We start from the raw sequence: 17,263 nt of genomic DNA, 5'->3' as shown, positions 1-17,263 counted from the left end.
AATTGTTGTCGTGACCGCCCCTGATTCTGAAAGCATAGAGGTCGCTACCCGGTCCGCCGATCAGCGTGTCATCGCCGCCGACCTGCAACGGGCGGTCCTCGTGATGGGAAAGTCCAAGGCTAGGCGCTCCGCAGGACCGGTGACCAGTTCCGGTCGATACATTATGCGATCTGGTCGCGTCCGGAAGGCGCCTGACGAGAACACGTTGGAGGACGCTTGGCAGACTGGATTTTCGCGGGGCTTTTACCAAGGCGCTCGAATTCGGCTTCGCCTCCATATCCAATCGTTACGAATTTCGGCATCGGACACACTCCTACCGTTGCGCTTCTGAGTTTGCCGGGGCTTTCCGCGAGAACGCTTCCCAGAACCGACTTCCATCCTCCGAGTGGGAAGGCTTGAGTTCTGGTTCGTCGGTTCCATTTGATTGCCGACAGGCTCAACATCATGAAGGAGGTGGTCGAATGACGCGGAACATCATGGCACTGGCTTTCACGGCCGTAATCGGAATGTGTAGTGCAGGCGTGGCGCATGCCGAGCAGTTGGCAGCCAGATCGAGCGCCAGCATACAGAATGATCTCAACTATCTGATGTACACGCCCGACGACTATGCTTCGTCCAGCAACGCGTATCCGCTTGTTGTGTGGCTACACGGCGGCGATCAGGGCGGGACCGATATCGAGAAAGTCAAATCGAGTGGCATTCCGAAACTGATTGAGGATGGAAAGACATTCCCCTTCCTAGTGTTTTCGCCTCAGAATCCGAGTGAAGAACTGCTTTATCCGATCGAGAAAGTGGAGGCGGCACTCGATGAGGTTATCTCGAAGTATCGCGTAGATCGCACGCGTGTCTATGTCATGGGGTTCAGCCGCGGGGGGTTCGGTACTTGGGCCATGGCAGAACAGTTTCCCGAAACATTCGCCGCTGTCGTTCCGATCGCTGGTGGCGGTAATCGCCACTACCTTAGCAGGACAAATGAAAAGGCAGCTTTCTGGGTGTTCCACGGCACGAACGATGAAGTCATCCCTTTGTCGGATTCGGTCGTGCTGTACGAGCGCCTCGTGGGTCTAAAGCGTAATGCTCGTTTGAGTGTTCTGGAGGGCGTGGACCACTCGGGCGTCGAACGGGCCGCCTTAAATGATCCCGAGCTTTGGGATTGGCTTCTGAAACAGCGCCTTGAGGTCGCGCCTGAGTAACCTTTCAATCCTCTACGCGTACCGCGGAATGCGAACGGCGTCTGCTTAGCGCGCCCTCATGTCGGTCGTAGAGGTCGTCATCGCGCGCGCCCGAAAGCGGACATAGCTCCGCGGCGGCGTCATGTCTCCTGCGCGCCAATAGTGGTCGCCGAGGCAAGTCCTACAATCCTACAGCCGAGACAATCTGCCACAAGATGTGTTTGGTATGTTTCACGCGTAGTGGTTGGCGTTCGCGTCGAGCTTGACACGGGCCACGTACAGGGCAATTTCATGCCTAACATAATGGCACCTCAATCTGGCCTGCTCTCCAGATTACTCAAGCTTTGGTATAGGGACAAATGCGGTCCAAACCGGGCGGTGAACCAATTTGCACCGAAACGCTGCGGCGCATACATTGAGAGCATCAGGACATCACAATGAGACACACAAAATTTTCATTCCAGCAGGTTGATGTCTTTTCCTCCAAAGTTTTGCTAGGCAATGCGCTGGCGGTTGTCATTGGAGCAGATTCTTTAACCGCATCGGAGATGGCTGCTTTCGCGCGGTGGACGAACCTTAGCGAAACGACTTTCCTTCTACAGCCGAACTCGGCAGATGCCGACTACCGCGTTCGCATCTTTACACCTGTTGCTGAGTTGCCCTTCGCGGGCCACCCCACTTTGGGGAGCTGCCACACATGGCTGTCTTCTGGTGGAAAGCCAAAGAGTAGCGAGATTGTCCAGGAGTGCGAGGTGGGACTAGTCCACATTCGGCGCAACAATGGACGACTTTCCTTCGAAGCCCCCGAACTGCGCCGATCAGGCCCGGTGGAAATCGACACACTGAAGCTAGTACTCAAAGGCTTGCGGTTGACATCCGATGACATCGTCGACGCCAACTGGGTGGACAATGGCCCTGGCTGGCTCGCTGTCCAACTGCGCTCCAGGGCTGACGTCCTCGCGCTTCGTCCGGATTTCGCCATCCTTTCCGGATTGCGGGTCGGTGTCGTTGCCCCCTGGGATCCAACAAAGGATGGGCGGGAAGCGGATTTCGAGGTGCGTGCCTTTACCGCGGCCGGTTTTGAAGACCCGGTAACCGGCAGCTTAAATGCAGGCATTGCTCAATGGTTGATTGGTAACGGCATCGCTTCCTCATCATACATTGCCAGCCAAGGTACCGTCCTTGGACGGGAAGGACGTGTTCATGTGGAGTTGGTCGAAGATCAGATTTGGGTCGGTGGCGACGTTACAACTTGCATCGAGGGCGTCGCAGCCTTTTAAAGTGCTGGTTGTAAGACTAGCTGGCCGCCACGATCGCATCGCTATCGATGATTTCCGCAAAGTCGGATTTGAGATGGGCTATCGTTACATCGAAAATCGCACGCGCGGATAGCTGCTCGTCCGGCATATCAAAGCCCATGACGGCATCACGGACGACGATCATCCTAAAGCCGAGGTCCGATCCAACTCGAACTGTGGTATTGATGCAAAAACCTGCAACTGCGCCCGTCACGACGAGGGTGCCGATGCCATTGTCGCGGAGATATTTTTCCATCCCGGTGGAAGCAAATGGCGAAGAAGTCGTCTTGACGAAAATCGGTTCGTCGTCGAGCGCTTCTGCGCAGGGCATCACCTGTTGAGCGGGTGAACCAAGGTGCATCGGGGATGTTGGATCAGGGTCGCTGTGGCGAACGTGGATCACCCTTTGTCCAGCCCTGCGGAATTCAGCAGCTAAGGCGGCGATCTTGGCCGGAGCATCACCGTGGACGTGATCGCGCCCTGCATCGAGACGATGCTGCATCAGCATCTGCATGTCGATAATTACAAGCGCTTGTTCCAATTTCCAATCCTCTCAGGCCCGTGAGGCGACGAAAGGGGCCTACCATGGACCAATCATGTCCGCAAAGGGCCGCTGCTCGGTCGTTCAGATCACTCGACGACCGGAAGCCGGCAGCACGGACGTCTCCTATCCCTCGCTTTGAAGGGATTCGAACCGCGGCCAATGCGCCCGCAGGCTCAATGTCGCGTCGTCGTGCGTATCGCGGCAGATCGGGGATCGCTTGGGCATGGCGCTGCTTCAACGCGAGGGTCATCGCCTCAAACTGACGTCCGCCGGCGAAATTCTTCACCGGCAGTCCGTCGCGTCGCATCACCTCTCGAAGCGGCGGTGTCCGAGCTCGACATTCTCAGGGGCTTGAAGACGGGGACCGTCGAGAGCGTCGGGCTCTCCTTCCTGCCTTCGCTGATCGTGGAGCTCTCGCGGCGCCACCCGACGCTGCATCTCGATGTCGAGGTCACCTGGTCTTCCGATGTAATCCAGCGCGTGATCGACGAGACCGCCGATGTCGGCTCCCGCTTCCTCACGACATTGGCGCGCGACATCCATCGGGATAGGATTGCCTCCTATTGCCCTCGTAGCGCGAATAAACGGTTGCCCGCCCCTCGGGCGATGCATAAGCTCCCATCGCGGCGCGCCGCGTTCTACCGATGACGGTCGGATGCCGCTGCAAGCCGCCTCCCCAAATTTCCCAAGGGCCAAGAACAACAATCATGACTGTCGCCATTCCCACCATGACGCGTCCCAAGACGCATCTCGCTGTGCTGGTCATTCTGGGTCTCACCCATCTCCTCAATGACCTGATGCAGTCACTGATTCCGGCGGCCTATCCGATCCTGAAGGACGCCTATGCGCTGGATTTCGTGCAGATCGGCTTGATCACCATGACCTTCCAGATTGCCGGGTCGCTGCTGCAACCGGTAATCGGCATGGTGACGGACAAACATCCCGCGCCCTATTCACCGGTCGTGGGGATGATGTTTACACTCTCTGGCTTGGTTAGCCTTGCCTTCGCCCATAGCTACGCGGTGATTCTAGTTTCAGTTGCGCTGATCGGCATTGGATCGTCCATCTTTCACCCGGAAGCGACGCGCATGGCGCGCTATGCCGCCGGCGGGCGCCAGGGGTTGGCGCAGGGACTGTTTCAGGTCGGCGGTCAGGCGGGCGGCGCGCTCGGCCCGGTCTTCGCTGCGCTGATCATCGTTCCCTGGGGACAGCCGAGCCTCGCCTGGTTTGCCGTTCTCGCATTGATGGCCATGGCACTTCTTGTATGGATCGGTAGCAAGCAGCGGGAGATCGGCGCCGCATTCATGGCGTTGCGGGCAGACGGCAAGAAGGCGGGCGGCGCCGTTCGTCACGCGCCAGCGACGATCGGGGTAGCCCTGGGGGTCCTGACGCTGCTGATGTTTACTAAGAACGCCTATGGCGAGAGCTTCCGCTCATTCTACACCTTCTATCTCATTGAGAAGTTCGGCCTCTCGATCCCCTCCGCACAGATGATGCTGTTCATCTTCCTACTGGCTTCGGCCGCGGGCGCGCTGATCGGCGGCATCGTCGGTGATCGCATCGGGCGTTATCGTATCATCTGGATTTCGGTTCTGGGGCCGCTTCCGCTGACGCTGATCCTGCCACACGTCGACCTCCTCTGGACCGGCGTGCTGACGGCGATGATCAACCTGATCATGGCGAGCGCCTTCGCCTCCATCCTGATCTACGCAATCGAGTTGCTGCCGCACCGGATAGGACTCATTGGTGGGCTGTTCTACGGTCTGAATTTCGGCCTTGGCGGTATAGCCGCAGCGCTTCTCGGAATATTGGCCGACAGCTATGGTGTCGGAACGGTTTACTACGTCTGCTCCTTCCTCCCGCTTGCGGGGCTTCTCGCGTGGTTCCTTCCGAGGATTGAAGAGGGCCACGCTTGAAGACATCGGTCCTATGGCCGGATGCCCCGTGGTAATAAGGTCCAGTCGATACATTATGCGATCTTCAAAGTCCAAAACATCAACATAGGCAGAATTCCGCCCTTACATGGGCGACCCTTGCCACTTGGCCTCGAGCAAATACACCTCGTTGCCAAGCAGGACACTATTTAATCGCGAGACTGTGCCTCTAATATTTTCAACAACATAGCGCGCCACCTTATTTGAGATTAAGCAGTTAATTTGAGATTTTGGCTCGTGAGCTGGCACCTAATTTGAGATTTTCCACAATGGCAGCAGCGTCATATCTTCGGAGATGACCCCCCGCTAAACCCGCATGTTTACAGATGCTTAAACCCTCAAATGTCCAATGATGCGTGGGCATGCGATCTCAAATTAACCGCCAAAAGCTGCCGCAACGAAGGCAATCTAACGGATCACTGCCAAACGACATCTACGCCAAGGCCCTGCCGATGGAGGAATTCAGGCCTTCTATCGAAGGGGCTCCGCTCGAAATGCGTCCTGACGCAGGACCAGAGCAGTTCGGGGACGTTTTTCATATTCGAGAAAGGCAGGGACGCCCTTTCGTAACCGACCATCCTTTCCTGCGTGAATCTGCCGTAGCGGCGAATTTTGTAAGAAGATGCACCGCCTTGCGGAGTTTACGTTATGGTGGCAGGGCGTCCTGTACCGGGATATCGCAACGGCCATGAAGAAGGTAAGGCAGATGAGAAAAATTGCGCTGATTTCGTTGACACTCGCATTCCCGATGGTCGCGCATGCCGAAATCGTCACCCCCAAAGTTTTGGTGATCACCATGTTCGGGGAAGAAACCAAGCCCTGGCTGGAAAATCTGCAATTGCGCAAGCGCATCGCGGTGACAGGGCTGCCGAAAAGCGCTCCCGACGTCGTCTGCAACGAGGATCTCTGCGTCATGACGACCACGATGGGTTTTGCAAATGCGGCCGCGTCCACAGCAGCGGTCGCGCTTTCGGACAAATTAGATCTGTCGAAGACCTATTTCATCATCGCAGGAATAGCCGGAATCGACCCTTCGAAGGGCACGCTCGGCTCGGCTGCCTGGGCCGATTATGTCATCGATGGCGGCCTTTTCCATCGCATGGCCACGTCCGAGGCGCCGGCAGAATGGAAGTCGACCGTCGTCGAGCTTGGTGCAGGCGTGCCTGGAGAAAAGCAGGCCTGGGGCGCCGGAACCGAGGTGTTTGAAATGAACAAGCCGCTGCTCGAGGCGGCGCTTGCGGCGAGCCGGAATGTCACGCTGGCCGACGGCGAGACCGCAACCGCCTATCGCGCACTCTATTCGCAGCCGGCCGCCAAGGCCAAGCCGGGCGTAACGAGCTGCACGACCATTTCGGCCGATACCTATTGGCATGGCGCGGGCGTTGCTACGGAACTCGCCGCGCACGCAAAGGTCCTCACCGATGGAAAGGCGGATTACTGCACGAGCCAGATGGAGGACAACGCCACCCTGACCGCTCTCAGCCGCGCCGCGGATGCCGGGCGACTGGATTTCGGCCGGATCGCCGTATTGCGCACGGCATCCAACTTCGACCGTCCGCATGACGGCCAGAGCACGGCGGAGTCGCTGGCGGCGAAGTCCGGCGGCTTCGGCCCGGCAACCCAGAACGCCTTCCTCGTCGGCAATGCGCTCGCCGAAGACATCATCGCCCATTGGAGCCGCTATGAAGCAGGGCTGAAAAACTGACCGGAAGTTGGCGCGGTCGCAATTGTCCGCGTCTGGGTCTGTGAATCGGCGTTAAGTTTCGGCGCCTGTTGGCAGAATAGCCTAGCCGACTGCTATAGAGAGGACGATGCACGCAAGCTCCCTTCATCAGCCGGCGTCCCGCATCGAGTACTTGAGGAGGACGCGCCATGGAAATTCCGGGCGACGACGAACAATCTGGAGGCGAACGGGCCGCGCAGATCCGGCCGTTCAGCGTGCGCTCGACGTCTCACAACCATGCCTCCAACTTTGCTGACACATCGGTCGCGGATGGACCCGATCTCCGCGATTGGCTGGCCGCAATAATCGAAGGCTCCGACGATGCGATTGTCAGCAAGGATCTGCGAGGCATTATCCAGAGCTGGAATCCCGGCGCGACACGCTTGTTCGGCTATCGGGCCGAAGAGGTCATCGGAAAGTCGATCACCATCTTGATTCCGCAGGACCGACTGGATGAGGAGCCGGCGATCATCGCCGAAATCCAACGCGGCATGCGCGTCGAACACTTCGAGACACTGCGGCGACGCAAAGACGGATCATTGGTCGATATCTCGCTGACCATCTCGCCGATTCGGAATGCGGACGGCGTGATCGTCGGCGCCTCGAAAATCGCGAGAGACATTACTGAAAGACGCGTCGCCGAGGAGCAGCAGCAGCTCTTGATGGGCGAAATGCGGCATCGCGTGAAAAACCTCTTTGCACTCGCTTCCGCGATCGTCTCGATCAGCGGCCGGTCGGCCAGCGATATCGACAGCCTCCTTGCGACGATCCAGGCGCGGCTATCGATGCTCTCCCGCGCCCATGAACTCACCATGTCGGATTGGCAAAACGGAACCGGAAACACGCAGACGATTTCGCTGCACGCACTGATCAGAACGATCCTCGAACCGTATGCGGCAGAAGAGAGGATAACGATCAGCGGTCAAGATCGTGTTGTGGGAGGCCAGGCGATGACGCATATAGCGTTGTTGCTGCACGAACTTGCGACCAATGCCGCAAAGTATGGGGCGCTCTCGGTGACAAACGGTCATCTCGATTTGAGCATCCGGGAAGAGAACGACTGGACGCACCTTGTCTGGCGCGAACTGGGAGGGCCAAAGCCGGCGCGCGAACAGCACATGGGGTTCGGCAGCCGCCTGGAAAGGGGGTTGGCAAGCGCACTGAACGCGACGATCGACCGTGATTGGCGAGAGACGGGGCTTGTCGCGTCGATCGACGTCCCGACTGAGATGCTCGCCGCTCGCGGCTAGGTGTTCAGGGCCGATTTTGTAACTATGCCGTTGATCGCCCTGCCGACAATCCGCATCACGGGCTGGCTATCTCGTCGGCAGCCAAGAGATGAACAAGAAGCCTCTTCCGCCCAAGGCCGAGATGGCCTGGTGGTATCAATTCTACTTCGCCACTGAGCGCGGCCGGCTCGGCTACCAGGCCAATACGCGCGATTTCGTTCGTCTGATCTGGGAGACCGCCTCGCCGACCTGGCAATTCGACGACGCGATCTTCGCGCGTTCGGCCACGGTGTTCGAAAATCCGGACCATGTCGCTATCACCGTCCATAATTATCGCTGGCGGCTGGGGCTGGTCGAAGGCGAATCCCGCTTCGACGCATTCGAGGAAATACTAGCCAAGAGCCCGTTGATCACGATCCCGACGATTACGCTCGAAGGCGACCAGAATGCCGCGCCGCATCCCGAGCCTGAAGCTTATGCTGGCATGTTTTCCGGCAAGTATCAGCATCGCAACATCACTGGTGGCATCGGCCACAACCTGCCGCAGGAAGCGCCGGAAGACTTCGCGCAGGCGATCATCGACGTCGACCGCCTGTGAAAGCGATGGCGTATTGATCAACCGCGCTGTCCGCAAGGCGCGCTGAAGGTTATGCCACAGCTGGTGCCGCCGACATCGAGACGGTGCGGTCGTTTGGCGCAGGTATCGTCGTGGACTTCCACAAGCAGTGCTCGGCGGATCATGGGCGCGAGTGGATGCCGTGATCGACCTGCAAGCATCGGATCTTCCGATGTCCGAACGAATGTCAGGGCGGCTGATCGAGGATCTAGATTCAAGGCTGAGGTCTGCGATTCGAGCGGAACTTTGCTTATGTTGATCGGTTTTTGCAATAGAAAGCGCGAGCAACGTTCCGCGGATGCGCTTCCTCGAAATGCGCCCTCTGTTGGAAAAGAAAGCCTGACGCCGATGCATCAGCGACAGGCTATATCGGGACGCGATACCCGGCGATGCGCTTGGGAGGAACGGCATCGCATAACTGTCGTATAATGCACAGTTGCCCAAAAATAAAGCAAAATCACACGTGCATAATCTGTCGGCAATCATCCAGGCCGACCGCGGCCAGCACGTCGTCACCTGCACCCGAACTGGCACCCAGAGCCGCGGCCCGTGGGGCAACGGTCTCGCCGTATCGCCATGGCCAGGCTTGGGGTTTAAAGGCCAACCCCGTTTGTCGCTCGCTGTTTTGGCCAGAGGGGGAAGTTGGCCGTTAATTCAACACCCGCTCCGCTAGTGTCGGAAGACGCTGGCATGCGGTGCGTGCGCCTTGGTTCCACCCAATACATCATGCGTTCTTTTTGGCCCAGAGCGTGAACATGCTCGCAACAAGCCGTGCTCGGGGCTCGTGAAGAACGGCTTCCTTCGGGCCGAAACGACCTTCGAGCCACGGTTCATGTGGCCACGAGCCTCCGAGCATATCTCAGCAACGCGGTCAAAGGTTGTGGATATCAAGCGCCTTTGCCCTTGAGATGCTCGGTTGGTAGCGCCGTCGTGTACTTGATCTGGCTCAGTGCAAAGCTGGACCGGATATTGGCGACACCGGGAATGAGCGTCAGAAAATCGACTACCAGCGCCTGGAATTTTGCAAGATCCTCGACGACGACGCGCAACATGTAATCCGCCTCGCCGGTCATCAGATAGCACTCGACGATTTCCGGTTTGGTGCGGATCGCCGCGTTGAAGATGTCGAGGGACTGCCGATCCTGCTGCTTCAGCGAGACCTGAACGAAGACGTTGACCGCCAGGCCAAGCGAAGGCGCGTCGACCAGCGCCACCGTCCCCTTGATGACGCCGCTTTCCTTGAGATCATTGACGCGTCGCCAACAGGGCGAGGCCGATAGGCCGGTCGCTTCCGCCAGCTCCGAAATGCTCCGTTCGGCGTTCTGCTGAAGGAGATCGAGGATGCGGATAGTGGCGGAATCCAGTGAAGGCTTCGACTGAGACATGATTGACCTAAGAATTCCACCCTTGAGGTTAGATCTTTCGCATCTCGCGAAAAATCCGTCAACTTAGGTCAGATTTGCCGATATCTCCGAGTTAGCCTGTCGGTGGGAGCATGAGGGAGGATATTCATGACGGAACCGGCTTTGACGCCCGAACGCTTGGCGCATCTCAAAAGCCTGGAGCGACAGGTCTTGTGGCACGCCTGCTGGATGATCCACAACGCCAATCACCTGCGCGAGAAGGGCGAGGTGAAGGTTGGCGGGCATCAGGCCTCATCGGCTTCGCTCGCCTCGATCCTAACGGCGCTCTATTTTCATGTGCTGCGGCCGGAAGACCGCGTGGCGGTAAAGCCGCATGCCTCGCCGGTCTTCCATGGCATCCAGTATGTCATGGGCAACCAGACCAGAGAGAAGCTGCAGAATTTCCGCGGCTTTGGCGGTGCGCAATCCTATCCGAGCCGCACCAAAGACATCGACGACGTCGATTTTTCCACGGGCTCCGTCGGCCTCGGCGTCGCCATCACCGCCTTCGCCTCCATCATTCAGGATTATATCACCGCCAAGGGCTGGTCGAAGCGCCCGGACGGCCGGATGATCGCGCTGGTCGGCGATGCGGAGCTCGACGAAGGCAATATCTATGAATGCCTGCAGGAAGGCTGGAAACACGACCTGCGCAACACCTGGTGGGTGATCGACTATAACAGACAGAGCCTCGACGGCGTCGTGCGCGAGGGGCTGTGGCAGCGCATCGAGGGCATCTTCACCGCCTTCGGCTGGAATGTGAAGGTGCTGAAATACGGCGCACTTCAGGAGGCCGCCTTCCGCGAGCAAGGCGGCGAAGCGCTGCGCGGCTGGATAGACCGCTGCCCCAACCAGCTCTATTCGGCGCTCACCTTCCAGGGCGGCGCCGCCTGGCGCAAGCGGCTGGTCGACGAAATCGGCGGCGAACCAGGCGTCGCCGACCTCCTTGCCGCACGCAGCGACGACGCACTTTCCGACCTCATGAACAATCTCGGCGGCCATTGCCTAGAAACACTGATCCGCACCTTCGAAAGCATCGACGATGACCGGCCGACCGTATTCCTCGCCTATACGATCAAGGGGTGGGGCACGCCGCTCGCCGGTCACAAGGACAACCATGCCGGCCTGATGACCAAGGCGCAGATGGAGGTGTTCCAGACGCGCATCGGCGTCAAGCCTGGCAGGGAATGGGAGACGTTCAGTGCGATCCCCTCGGCAAAGCCTGTTGAGGATTTCCTGAAGACCGTACCGTTCTTCACCGAGGGTACCCGACGCTTCGCCTCGCCCGCCGTGTCCTCGGCAGGTCCGGTCTTCCTCGACGATCGTGAACTGTCCACACAGGCAGGCTTCGGCAAGATCCTCGATGCACTTGCCCAGCGTGACGATGCGCTGTCTGCCCGCATCGTCACCACAGCACCCGACGTCACCGTCTCGACCAATCTCGGTCCCTGGGTGAACCGCCGCGGGCTATTTGCCCGCGAAAAGCTCGCCGATACGTTCCGCGACGAGCGCGTGCCCTCAGCGCAGAAATGGGAATTCGGGCCATCCGGCCAGCATATCGAACTTGGCATTGCCGAAATGAACCTCTTCCTGCTGCTCGGCGCTGCGGGCCTTTCCCATTCGCTGTTCGGCGAGCGGCTCATCCCCATCGGCACCGTCTACGATCCCTTTGTCGCTCGCGGCCTCGATGCGCTGAATTACGCCTGCTATCAGGATGCCCGGTTCATGATCGTCGGCACGCCCTCTGGCGTCACGCTGGCGCCGGAGGGTGGGGCGCATCAGTCGATTGGCTCGCAGCTCATCGGCATGAGCCAGGATGGTCTTGCAAGCTTCGAGCCCGCCTTCCTCGACGAACTCTCCGTCATCATGGACTGGTCGTTCGACTACATGCAGCGCGACGGCGAGGCAACGCATGACACACGCACCTGGCTGCGTGACGAGACCGGTGGCTCGGTCTATCTGCGCCTGACGACACGACCGCTGGAGCAGATCGCACTTAGGCGTGAAAATCCCCTTTTCCGGCAAGGCGTCATCGACGGCGCCTACTGGCTGCGCCCACCATCCGCCCGCACCCGCATCGTGCTCGCCTATCAGGGATGCATCGCGCCGGAAGTCCTGATGGCCGCCGGGCGGCTTGCCGAGCGCCACGGCGACATCGCCGTTCTGGCGGTGACCTCGGCCGACCGCCTGAACGCCGGCTGGACCGCGGCGCAACGCGCCCGCCGCCACGGCAACGGCGCGGCCCGGAGCCATGTCGAGGCGCTACTTGGGGCCGTGCCGCAATCGGCAAACCTCATCACCGTCACGGATGGGCATCCGGCGACCCTCGGCTGGTTGGGCTCGGTCGAGGGACATCGCACGGTATCGCTCGGCGTTGAGCATTTTGGCCAAACCGGCACGATCGCCGATCTCTATGCCCATTTCGGCATCGACACACAGGCCATTATGGAAGCCGCGGATTCGTTTGCCCGCACCGGCACCGCCCCGCCCATGCGGGTACACACGGCCTGAGGCTGTACGGAAAGGCCCGGGCGGAAGGGCGACGCGACGTGCCCGCCCTTCCTAGCTTTCTGCGACGCTCAAGCCGTCCTTGCCGCCTTCACGAAGGCGGCGATCTTGTCGATGTCCTTGCGGAAGCCACCTTCCGGCAGCGGCTTGTTCGTATGCGTCAACGAATCCACCGCCCAGGGCTGCACGGCGGCGATGGCTGCCGCGACGTTGTCCGGGCCGAGACCGCCGGCGAGGATGACCGGCAACTTGCTGCGCTTGACGATTTCGCGGCTCAGCGACCAGTCATGCGTGACGCCCGCCGCGCCAATGCCGCCGATGTGGGCGGCAACCGAATCGAGAATGAAAAAGTCCGAATAGGGCTCGAAGGCAGCCGCATGGTCGAGCGCCTCCGGCCCCGTCATCGGAATTGCCTGCAGGATACGCAGGTCCGGATAGAGCGGCACGAGCCTCTCGCGCAGCGCCCTCACCTGCTCTGGCGTCACCAACGAAATATTACCGCATAGGTGCAGAACGTCCGGCTGGACCGCGGCCACCATGTCGGCAATAGCGTCGAGGTCGCTCTCAACCGACAGAGCAACCCGCTGTGCCTTGCCCTTGAGTGCGTCCGCAATCTCGCGGGCGCTCGCAAAATCGATCTCGCCTGGCAGGCCACGATTGGACGGGGTCAGGCCGAGATAGTCGACGCCGGCAGCGGCAGCGGCAAGGGCCTCGGAAACGGTCTGCATGGTGTAGATCTGGACTTTCACGGCACTACCTGTGTCTGGGTATTAGATGGATTTCGGCAGGATGGCGTTGACCATCCGCTCTTCGGTGAGTTGCGCCCGTTCGGCATTGCGCGCGACGAGCGCCGAATAGAGCGCGTCGATCAGTGCCATCTGCGCGATCTGGGCGGCCATCGGCTCGCTGCCTTGCTCATGCGAGACGCTGACAAGCGCGACATCGGCAAGGCGCGCCAGCGGCGATGCGCTGTTGCCTGTAATACAGAGCGTCGCTGCCCCGCGGGATTTGGCTTCCTGCAGCACGAGGACCGGGTCGCTGGTAATGCCGGAATAGGAAATTGCGACGACGAGATCATCAGGTCCGGTCAGTGCCGAATGCATGATCTGAAGCTGGGAATCGATCGGCGCATCGCAGCGCAGACCAAGACGGATGCAGCGCTGGTAGAAGGCTTGCGCTACGATTCCGGACCCGCCGACGCCACCGACGACGATGTGCCGCGCGCCTGCAATCAGATCGAGCGCCTTTGCAAAGGTTGCTTCGTTCAGCACGCCTTGCGTATCGCTGATCGCCTGCGCCACGGCGCGAAAGAGGCGGTTGGCCGCCTGCAGATCGCTCGCTTCCGGATCGCTCGCCGTCTCGGAACGGCCACCGCGTGGCTCCTGCGCCAGCGCGAATTTCAGGTCAGTAAAGCCTTCGAAACCAGCCGTGCGGCACATCCGCAAAACCGTCGTGTCGCTGACATCGGTCGCCTGGGCGATGACCGACATGGAATTGCGGATCGTCGCCTCGACATTTTCGAGAACCCACAAAGCGACGCGGCGCTCCGAATCCGACAGCTTCGGCAGGACGCTGCGCAACCGGCTGCTGGCCGGGCCTACTGTAGCGCGCGGGTCGACACTCATGAACGGTTCTCTCGCTGGCAAACGCTTTCCGTGAATGAAGCTAACATGGCGATGTTGTGGTGTCACTATGGACACATGATTTTTGATGTGGCATCACTACATGAATGCAGCTGGAGGTGCTGCACAAGCTTTTTGGGGAGGAAACCGTGAAGCTGAAGTCTGTTCTCATTGCAGGCGCATCCTTGGCGCTGTCGACATTTCCGGCAACGGCCGGCGAGCTTACCTTCTGGCACGCCTATGCCGGGCAGCAGGATAAGGTCGATTTCATCAACTTCGCGTTAGAGGCCTTCGCCAAGAAGCATCCCGACATCACGCTCGATGTCGTCGCCGCCGAACAATCGGCCTACAAGACGAAGCTGAACACCGCGATGGCCTCCGGCAATCCGCCCGACGTGTTCTATACCCTGCCCGGCGGCTTCCTGAACGCCTTCGTCAAGGGCGGCCAGATGTACGCACTCGACCAGGACCTCGCCAAGGACGGCTGGCGCGAAAGCTTCCTGGAAAGCGCCATCGCTCAGACGAGCAAGGACGGCCATACCTATGCCGTGCCCGTCGACGTCGATTCCGTCGTCTTCTGGTACGACAAGGCGCTGTTTGCCGAAAAGGGCTGGACGGTCCCCAAGACCTATGACGAGCTTATGGCGCTTGCCGAGAAGATTAAGGCCGACGGCCTCGTGCCTTTTGCGCTTGGCAACAAGGATTCCTGGCCGGCAACCTTCTGGTTCCAGTACATGGAAATGCGGCTCAAGGGCTCCGGCGTGGTCGCCTCCTTCGTCAATGGCGACGCGAATGCCTCGCTGGGCCCGGAAGGCGAAAAGGCCTTTGAAAAGGTCGCCGAGATCGCCAAAAGTGAATACTTCCCAACCGGCTTCAACGGAATGAGCGACCAGGAAGCAAACATGCTCTTCCTGAACGGCCAGGCCGCGATACTGCTCAACGGCACCTGGCAGATCGGTGCGTCCGCCGACGCGCCGGAAGGCTTCGATCTCGGCTGCTTCGCCTTCCCGACGGTCGCGGGCGGAGCCGGCGACCAGACCGACGTGCTGGCCGGCGTTGCTGCCTCCTTCGGCATTTCGGAAAAGGCCGAGAACAAGTCCGATGCCGTGACGCTCCTGAAGTTCCTTTCCTCGCCCGAGGTGATGACCAAGTATGTCGAGCTGCGCAAGACGATGGTTACCGTGAAGGGCGCCACGACGGAAGCGGCCGCCGGCCCCGTGCTCTACGGCATCAGCAACGACCTGATGAATGCTGCTGGCCATCTCGATTCCTTCTACGACACGGCCATGCCGCCGGCTGCGACCAACACCTATTACACAGCACTGCAGGGTGCACTGGATGGGTCCGTGACGCCGGCTGATGCCGCCAAGCGCCTCGAGGGCGCCCTGAAGGACAACAAGTAAACCTTCGAAAGCCGCAGTCGCCGGCCTCCGGCGGCTGCGCGCATCTCCAGACGCCGGCGGAATCATGAGCACGGACATCGGCCTAGCGAAAAGACACAATCGGGCGACACTGCTCTTCCTGGCGCCGGCCTTGATCTTCGTGTGCGCCTTTGTCGCCTATCCGGTGGTCTATGCCGGCTGGCTGTCGATGTTCGAGTGGGATGGAGCGTCCGACCCCGTCTTCGTCGGCGCTGGCAACTTCCTGAAGCTTGCCGCCGACCCCGTTTTCTGGGCATCGCTCGGACGCAACCTCCTGGTCGCCCTCTCCGCCATCGTCTTCCAGGTCTTTCTCGCGCTCGCCATCGCCTATTGCCTGGTGCGCATCGTCCCGGCCTTCAGTCGCATCTTCCTGTTCTTCTATCTCGTGCCTGTCATGGTCAGCGAGATCTGTATCGGACTGCTCTGGCGCTTCATGTACAACCCCTATTTCGGGCTGGTGAACGCGGCGCTCAAGGCCGTCGGCCTCGACAGCTTGAAGCGCGGCTGGCTGGGCGAATCCGAAACGGCGTTCCTCGCTGTCGTCGTGGTGATGAGCTTCACTTACCTCGGCCTCTATGTGCTGCTCTTCACCGCAGCCGTGCGCAGCGTACCGGAAAGCGTCTACGAGGCCGCCGAGCTCGACGGCGCGGGCGATTTGCGAAAGTTCTTCTCGATAACCGTGCCCATGGTTTGGGACGCCGTGCGCGCCAATTCGCTGCTCGCCATCATCGGCTCGCTGAAGACCTTCTCGCTGGTCTTCGTCCTGACCAATGGCGGCCCTAGTCACGCCAGCGAGGTCGTCTCCACCTATCTCTACAAGATGGGTTTTGCCAGCTTCCAGATGGGCTATGCGGCAACCATTGGCTTCGTACAGATGGCGTTGACAGCGCTTGCCGCCTGGGTCGTCTTCCGCTTCCTTCGCCGGAAGGGGGACACATGAGCGCCGTCCGCCGCTGGAACCGCACAAGCACGATCGTGCTTATCGTGCTCACTTTGCATGTGCTGATGGTGATCTTCCCCTTCGTCTGGATGATCTACAGCACGTTCAAGACCAACAAGGAGTTTATGCGCTCGGTCTGGTCCTTTCCGACGAGCCTCAATTTCGATGCCTATATCGGCGCCTGGAGCGGCGGCGCACTCGGAAGCTACGCGGTCAATTCGCTCATCATCATGGCTGGCGCGACCATCATCACGGTGCTTGTCTCGACGCTCGCCGGCTATGCACTTGCCATTTACCGTCCGCGCTGGATGCCGGCGGTGGAGCTGTCGCTGACGGCGGCCATGGCCATCCCTGCCTATGTCGCGCTGGTGCCGCTGGTGGTAATGCTGCGCACGGCAGGCTTGCTCGATACACATCTCGGCGTCATCCTGCCGACCGCCGCCTTCAACGTGCCGGTTTCGATCTTCATCATGCAGGCGTTCTTCAACACGCTGCCGCGCGAGCTTTTCGATGCCGGCCGCGTCGACGGCGCCTCCGAATGGATGATCTTCCGTGTCATCGCCCTGCCGATCGCCCGGCCCGCCATGTTCACGGTCGGCATCGTCAACATGATCTGGGTGTGGAACGACTTCCTGTTCCCGGTCGTCTTCCTCAACAATCCCGCCCGCAAGACGCTGCCGGTCGGCCTCACCGATTTCGTGGGCGAACATGTCACCAACTATCCGGTCATGCTTGCGGCAATCCTGATGGCCGCCATCGCGCCCCTCATCCTCTTCATCTTCTTCGAACGCCAGATCACGGCCGCGCTCATCGGCGGCGCCGTGAAGGAATGATCTTTTCAGGAGAAACGCCT

Annotated in this window: 14 protein-coding genes and 2 pseudogenes; 12 read left to right on the top strand and 4 right to left on the bottom strand. The window is 60.0% G+C overall.

What is annotated here, in order from left to right; genetic code table 11:
- Nucleotides 1–461: 461 nt before the first annotated feature.
- Nucleotides 462–1,193 carry a carboxylesterase family protein gene (locus tag AC070A_RS27365; protein WP_057248297.1) on the top strand — a complete coding sequence of 244 codons (732 nt, stop codon included), beginning with the start codon at nt 462–464 and terminating at the stop codon, nt 1,191–1,193.
- 416 nt (nt 1,194–1,609) lie between these two features.
- A complete protein-coding gene (locus AC070A_RS27360; protein WP_057248298.1) occupies nt 1,610–2,452 on the top strand; it encodes a PhzF family phenazine biosynthesis protein in 843 nt (280 codons plus the stop codon).
- A 16-nt stretch (nt 2,453–2,468) separates the two neighbouring features.
- Here the strand turns inward: AC070A_RS27360 and AC070A_RS27355 are convergent, their stop codons facing one another.
- Nucleotides 2,469–3,011 carry an isochorismatase family protein gene (locus tag AC070A_RS27355; protein WP_057248299.1) on the bottom strand — a complete coding sequence of 181 codons (543 nt, stop codon included), beginning with the start codon at nt 3,009–3,011 and terminating at the stop codon, nt 2,469–2,471.
- A gap of 172 nt (nt 3,012–3,183) precedes the next feature.
- On the opposite strand from AC070A_RS27355, the pseudogene AC070A_RS27350 reads away from it, so the two are divergent.
- From AC070A_RS27350 to AC070A_RS27325, 6 genes and pseudogenes are all read left to right on the top strand, one after another.
- Nucleotides 3,184–3,369 (top strand): annotated as a pseudogene (locus AC070A_RS27350) (hypothetical protein); the annotation flags it as partial.
- Nucleotides 3,339–3,662 (top strand): LysR substrate-binding domain-containing protein, encoded by a 324-nt coding sequence (locus AC070A_RS27345; protein ID WP_162770926.1) that lies wholly within the window; start codon nt 3,339–3,341, stop codon nt 3,660–3,662. The pseudogene AC070A_RS27350 and the gene AC070A_RS27345, both read left to right, overlap by 31 nt.
- A 59-nt stretch (nt 3,663–3,721) precedes the next feature.
- The gene (locus AC070A_RS27340) at nt 3,722–4,930 is read left to right on the top strand and encodes an MFS transporter (RefSeq protein ID WP_492383595.1); all 1,209 of its coding nucleotides are present in this window, start codon (nt 3,722–3,724) and stop codon (nt 4,928–4,930) included.
- 724 nt (nt 4,931–5,654) lie between these two features.
- Nucleotides 5,655–6,653, top strand: a complete 999-nt coding sequence (locus AC070A_RS27335) for a purine-nucleoside phosphorylase (RefSeq protein ID WP_244495513.1) — start codon at nt 5,655–5,657, stop codon at nt 6,651–6,653.
- A gap of 167 nt (nt 6,654–6,820) precedes the next feature.
- A complete protein-coding gene (locus AC070A_RS27330) occupies nt 6,821–7,921 on the top strand; it encodes a PAS domain S-box protein (protein WP_113736897.1) in 1,101 nt (366 codons plus the stop codon).
- A 55-nt stretch (nt 7,922–7,976) separates the two neighbouring features.
- A pseudogene (locus tag AC070A_RS27325) lies at nt 7,977–8,498 on the top strand (alpha/beta fold hydrolase); the annotation flags it as partial.
- Between the two features lie 905 nt (nt 8,499–9,403).
- Here AC070A_RS27325 and AC070A_RS27320 read toward each other — a convergent pair.
- A complete protein-coding gene (locus AC070A_RS27320; RefSeq protein ID WP_057248303.1) occupies nt 9,404–9,901 on the bottom strand; it encodes an Lrp/AsnC family transcriptional regulator in 498 nt (165 codons plus the stop codon).
- 126 nt (nt 9,902–10,027) lie between these two features.
- Here AC070A_RS27320 and AC070A_RS27315 point away from each other — a divergent pair, with 126 nt between their 5' ends.
- Entirely contained in the window at nt 10,028–12,430 is a 2,403-nt protein-coding gene (locus AC070A_RS27315) for a thiamine pyrophosphate-binding protein (RefSeq protein ID WP_057248304.1), read from the top strand.
- A gap of 68 nt (nt 12,431–12,498) precedes the next feature.
- On the opposite strand, the gene AC070A_RS27310 is transcribed toward AC070A_RS27315, so the two are convergent.
- Both AC070A_RS27310 and AC070A_RS27305 read right to left on the bottom strand, forming a co-directional pair.
- Nucleotides 12,499–13,176, bottom strand: a complete 678-nt coding sequence (locus tag AC070A_RS27310; RefSeq protein ID WP_162770925.1) for a phosphoribosylanthranilate isomerase — start codon at nt 13,174–13,176, stop codon at nt 12,499–12,501.
- Nucleotides 13,177–13,197: 21 nt separating this feature from the next.
- Nucleotides 13,198–14,052: a MurR/RpiR family transcriptional regulator gene (locus AC070A_RS27305; RefSeq protein ID WP_082615716.1), complete on the bottom strand. Its 855-nt coding sequence runs from the start codon at nt 14,050–14,052 to the stop codon at nt 13,198–13,200.
- 146 nt (nt 14,053–14,198) lie between these two features.
- Between AC070A_RS27305 and AC070A_RS27300 the strand changes: the two genes are divergently transcribed.
- The 3 genes from AC070A_RS27300 (at nt 14,199) to AC070A_RS27290 (ending at nt 17,243) form a co-directional block, all read left to right on the top strand.
- Entirely contained in the window at nt 14,199–15,452 is a 1,254-nt protein-coding gene (locus AC070A_RS27300) for an ABC transporter substrate-binding protein (RefSeq protein WP_492383596.1), read from the top strand.
- 64 nt (nt 15,453–15,516) lie between these two features.
- Nucleotides 15,517–16,410, top strand: coding sequence for a carbohydrate ABC transporter permease (locus tag AC070A_RS27295; RefSeq protein WP_057248306.1), 894 nt, complete (start codon nt 15,517–15,519; stop codon nt 16,408–16,410).
- Nucleotides 16,407–17,243, top strand: a complete 837-nt coding sequence (locus AC070A_RS27290; protein WP_113736896.1) for a carbohydrate ABC transporter permease — start codon at nt 16,407–16,409, stop codon at nt 17,241–17,243. Before AC070A_RS27295 ends, AC070A_RS27290 begins: the two co-directional genes overlap by 4 nt.
- Nucleotides 17,244–17,263: the final 20 nt, after the last annotated feature.

The organism is Ensifer sp. GW101-20A05 (assembly GCF_059424735.1).
Note: the sequence above shows the minus strand (reverse complement) of the source record. Positions and strands in the feature narration are given on the sequence as shown.

Coding starts and splice junctions, on each gene's coding strand:
- AC070A_RS27365 (WP_057248297.1), top strand. CDS start 462: ATGACGCGGAACATCATGGCACTGGCTTTCACGGCCGTAATCGGAATG.
- AC070A_RS27360 (WP_057248298.1), top strand. CDS start 1,610: ATGAGACACACAAAATTTTCATTCCAGCAGGTTGATGTCTTTTCCTCC.
- AC070A_RS27340 (WP_492383595.1), top strand. CDS start 3,722: ATGACTGTCGCCATTCCCACCATGACGCGTCCCAAGACGCATCTCGCT.
- AC070A_RS27335 (WP_244495513.1), top strand. CDS start 5,655: ATGAGAAAAATTGCGCTGATTTCGTTGACACTCGCATTCCCGATGGTC.
- AC070A_RS27330 (WP_113736897.1), top strand. CDS start 6,821: ATGGAAATTCCGGGCGACGACGAACAATCTGGAGGCGAACGGGCCGCG.
- AC070A_RS27320 (WP_057248303.1), bottom strand. CDS start 9,901: ATGTCTCAGTCGAAGCCTTCACTGGATTCCGCCACTATCCGCATCCTC.
- AC070A_RS27315 (WP_057248304.1), top strand. CDS start 10,028: ATGACGGAACCGGCTTTGACGCCCGAACGCTTGGCGCATCTCAAAAGC.
- AC070A_RS27305 (WP_082615716.1), bottom strand. CDS start 14,052: ATGAGTGTCGACCCGCGCGCTACAGTAGGCCCGGCCAGCAGCCGGTTG.
- AC070A_RS27295 (WP_057248306.1), top strand. CDS start 15,517: ATGAGCACGGACATCGGCCTAGCGAAAAGACACAATCGGGCGACACTG.
- AC070A_RS27290 (WP_113736896.1), top strand. CDS start 16,407: ATGAGCGCCGTCCGCCGCTGGAACCGCACAAGCACGATCGTGCTTATC.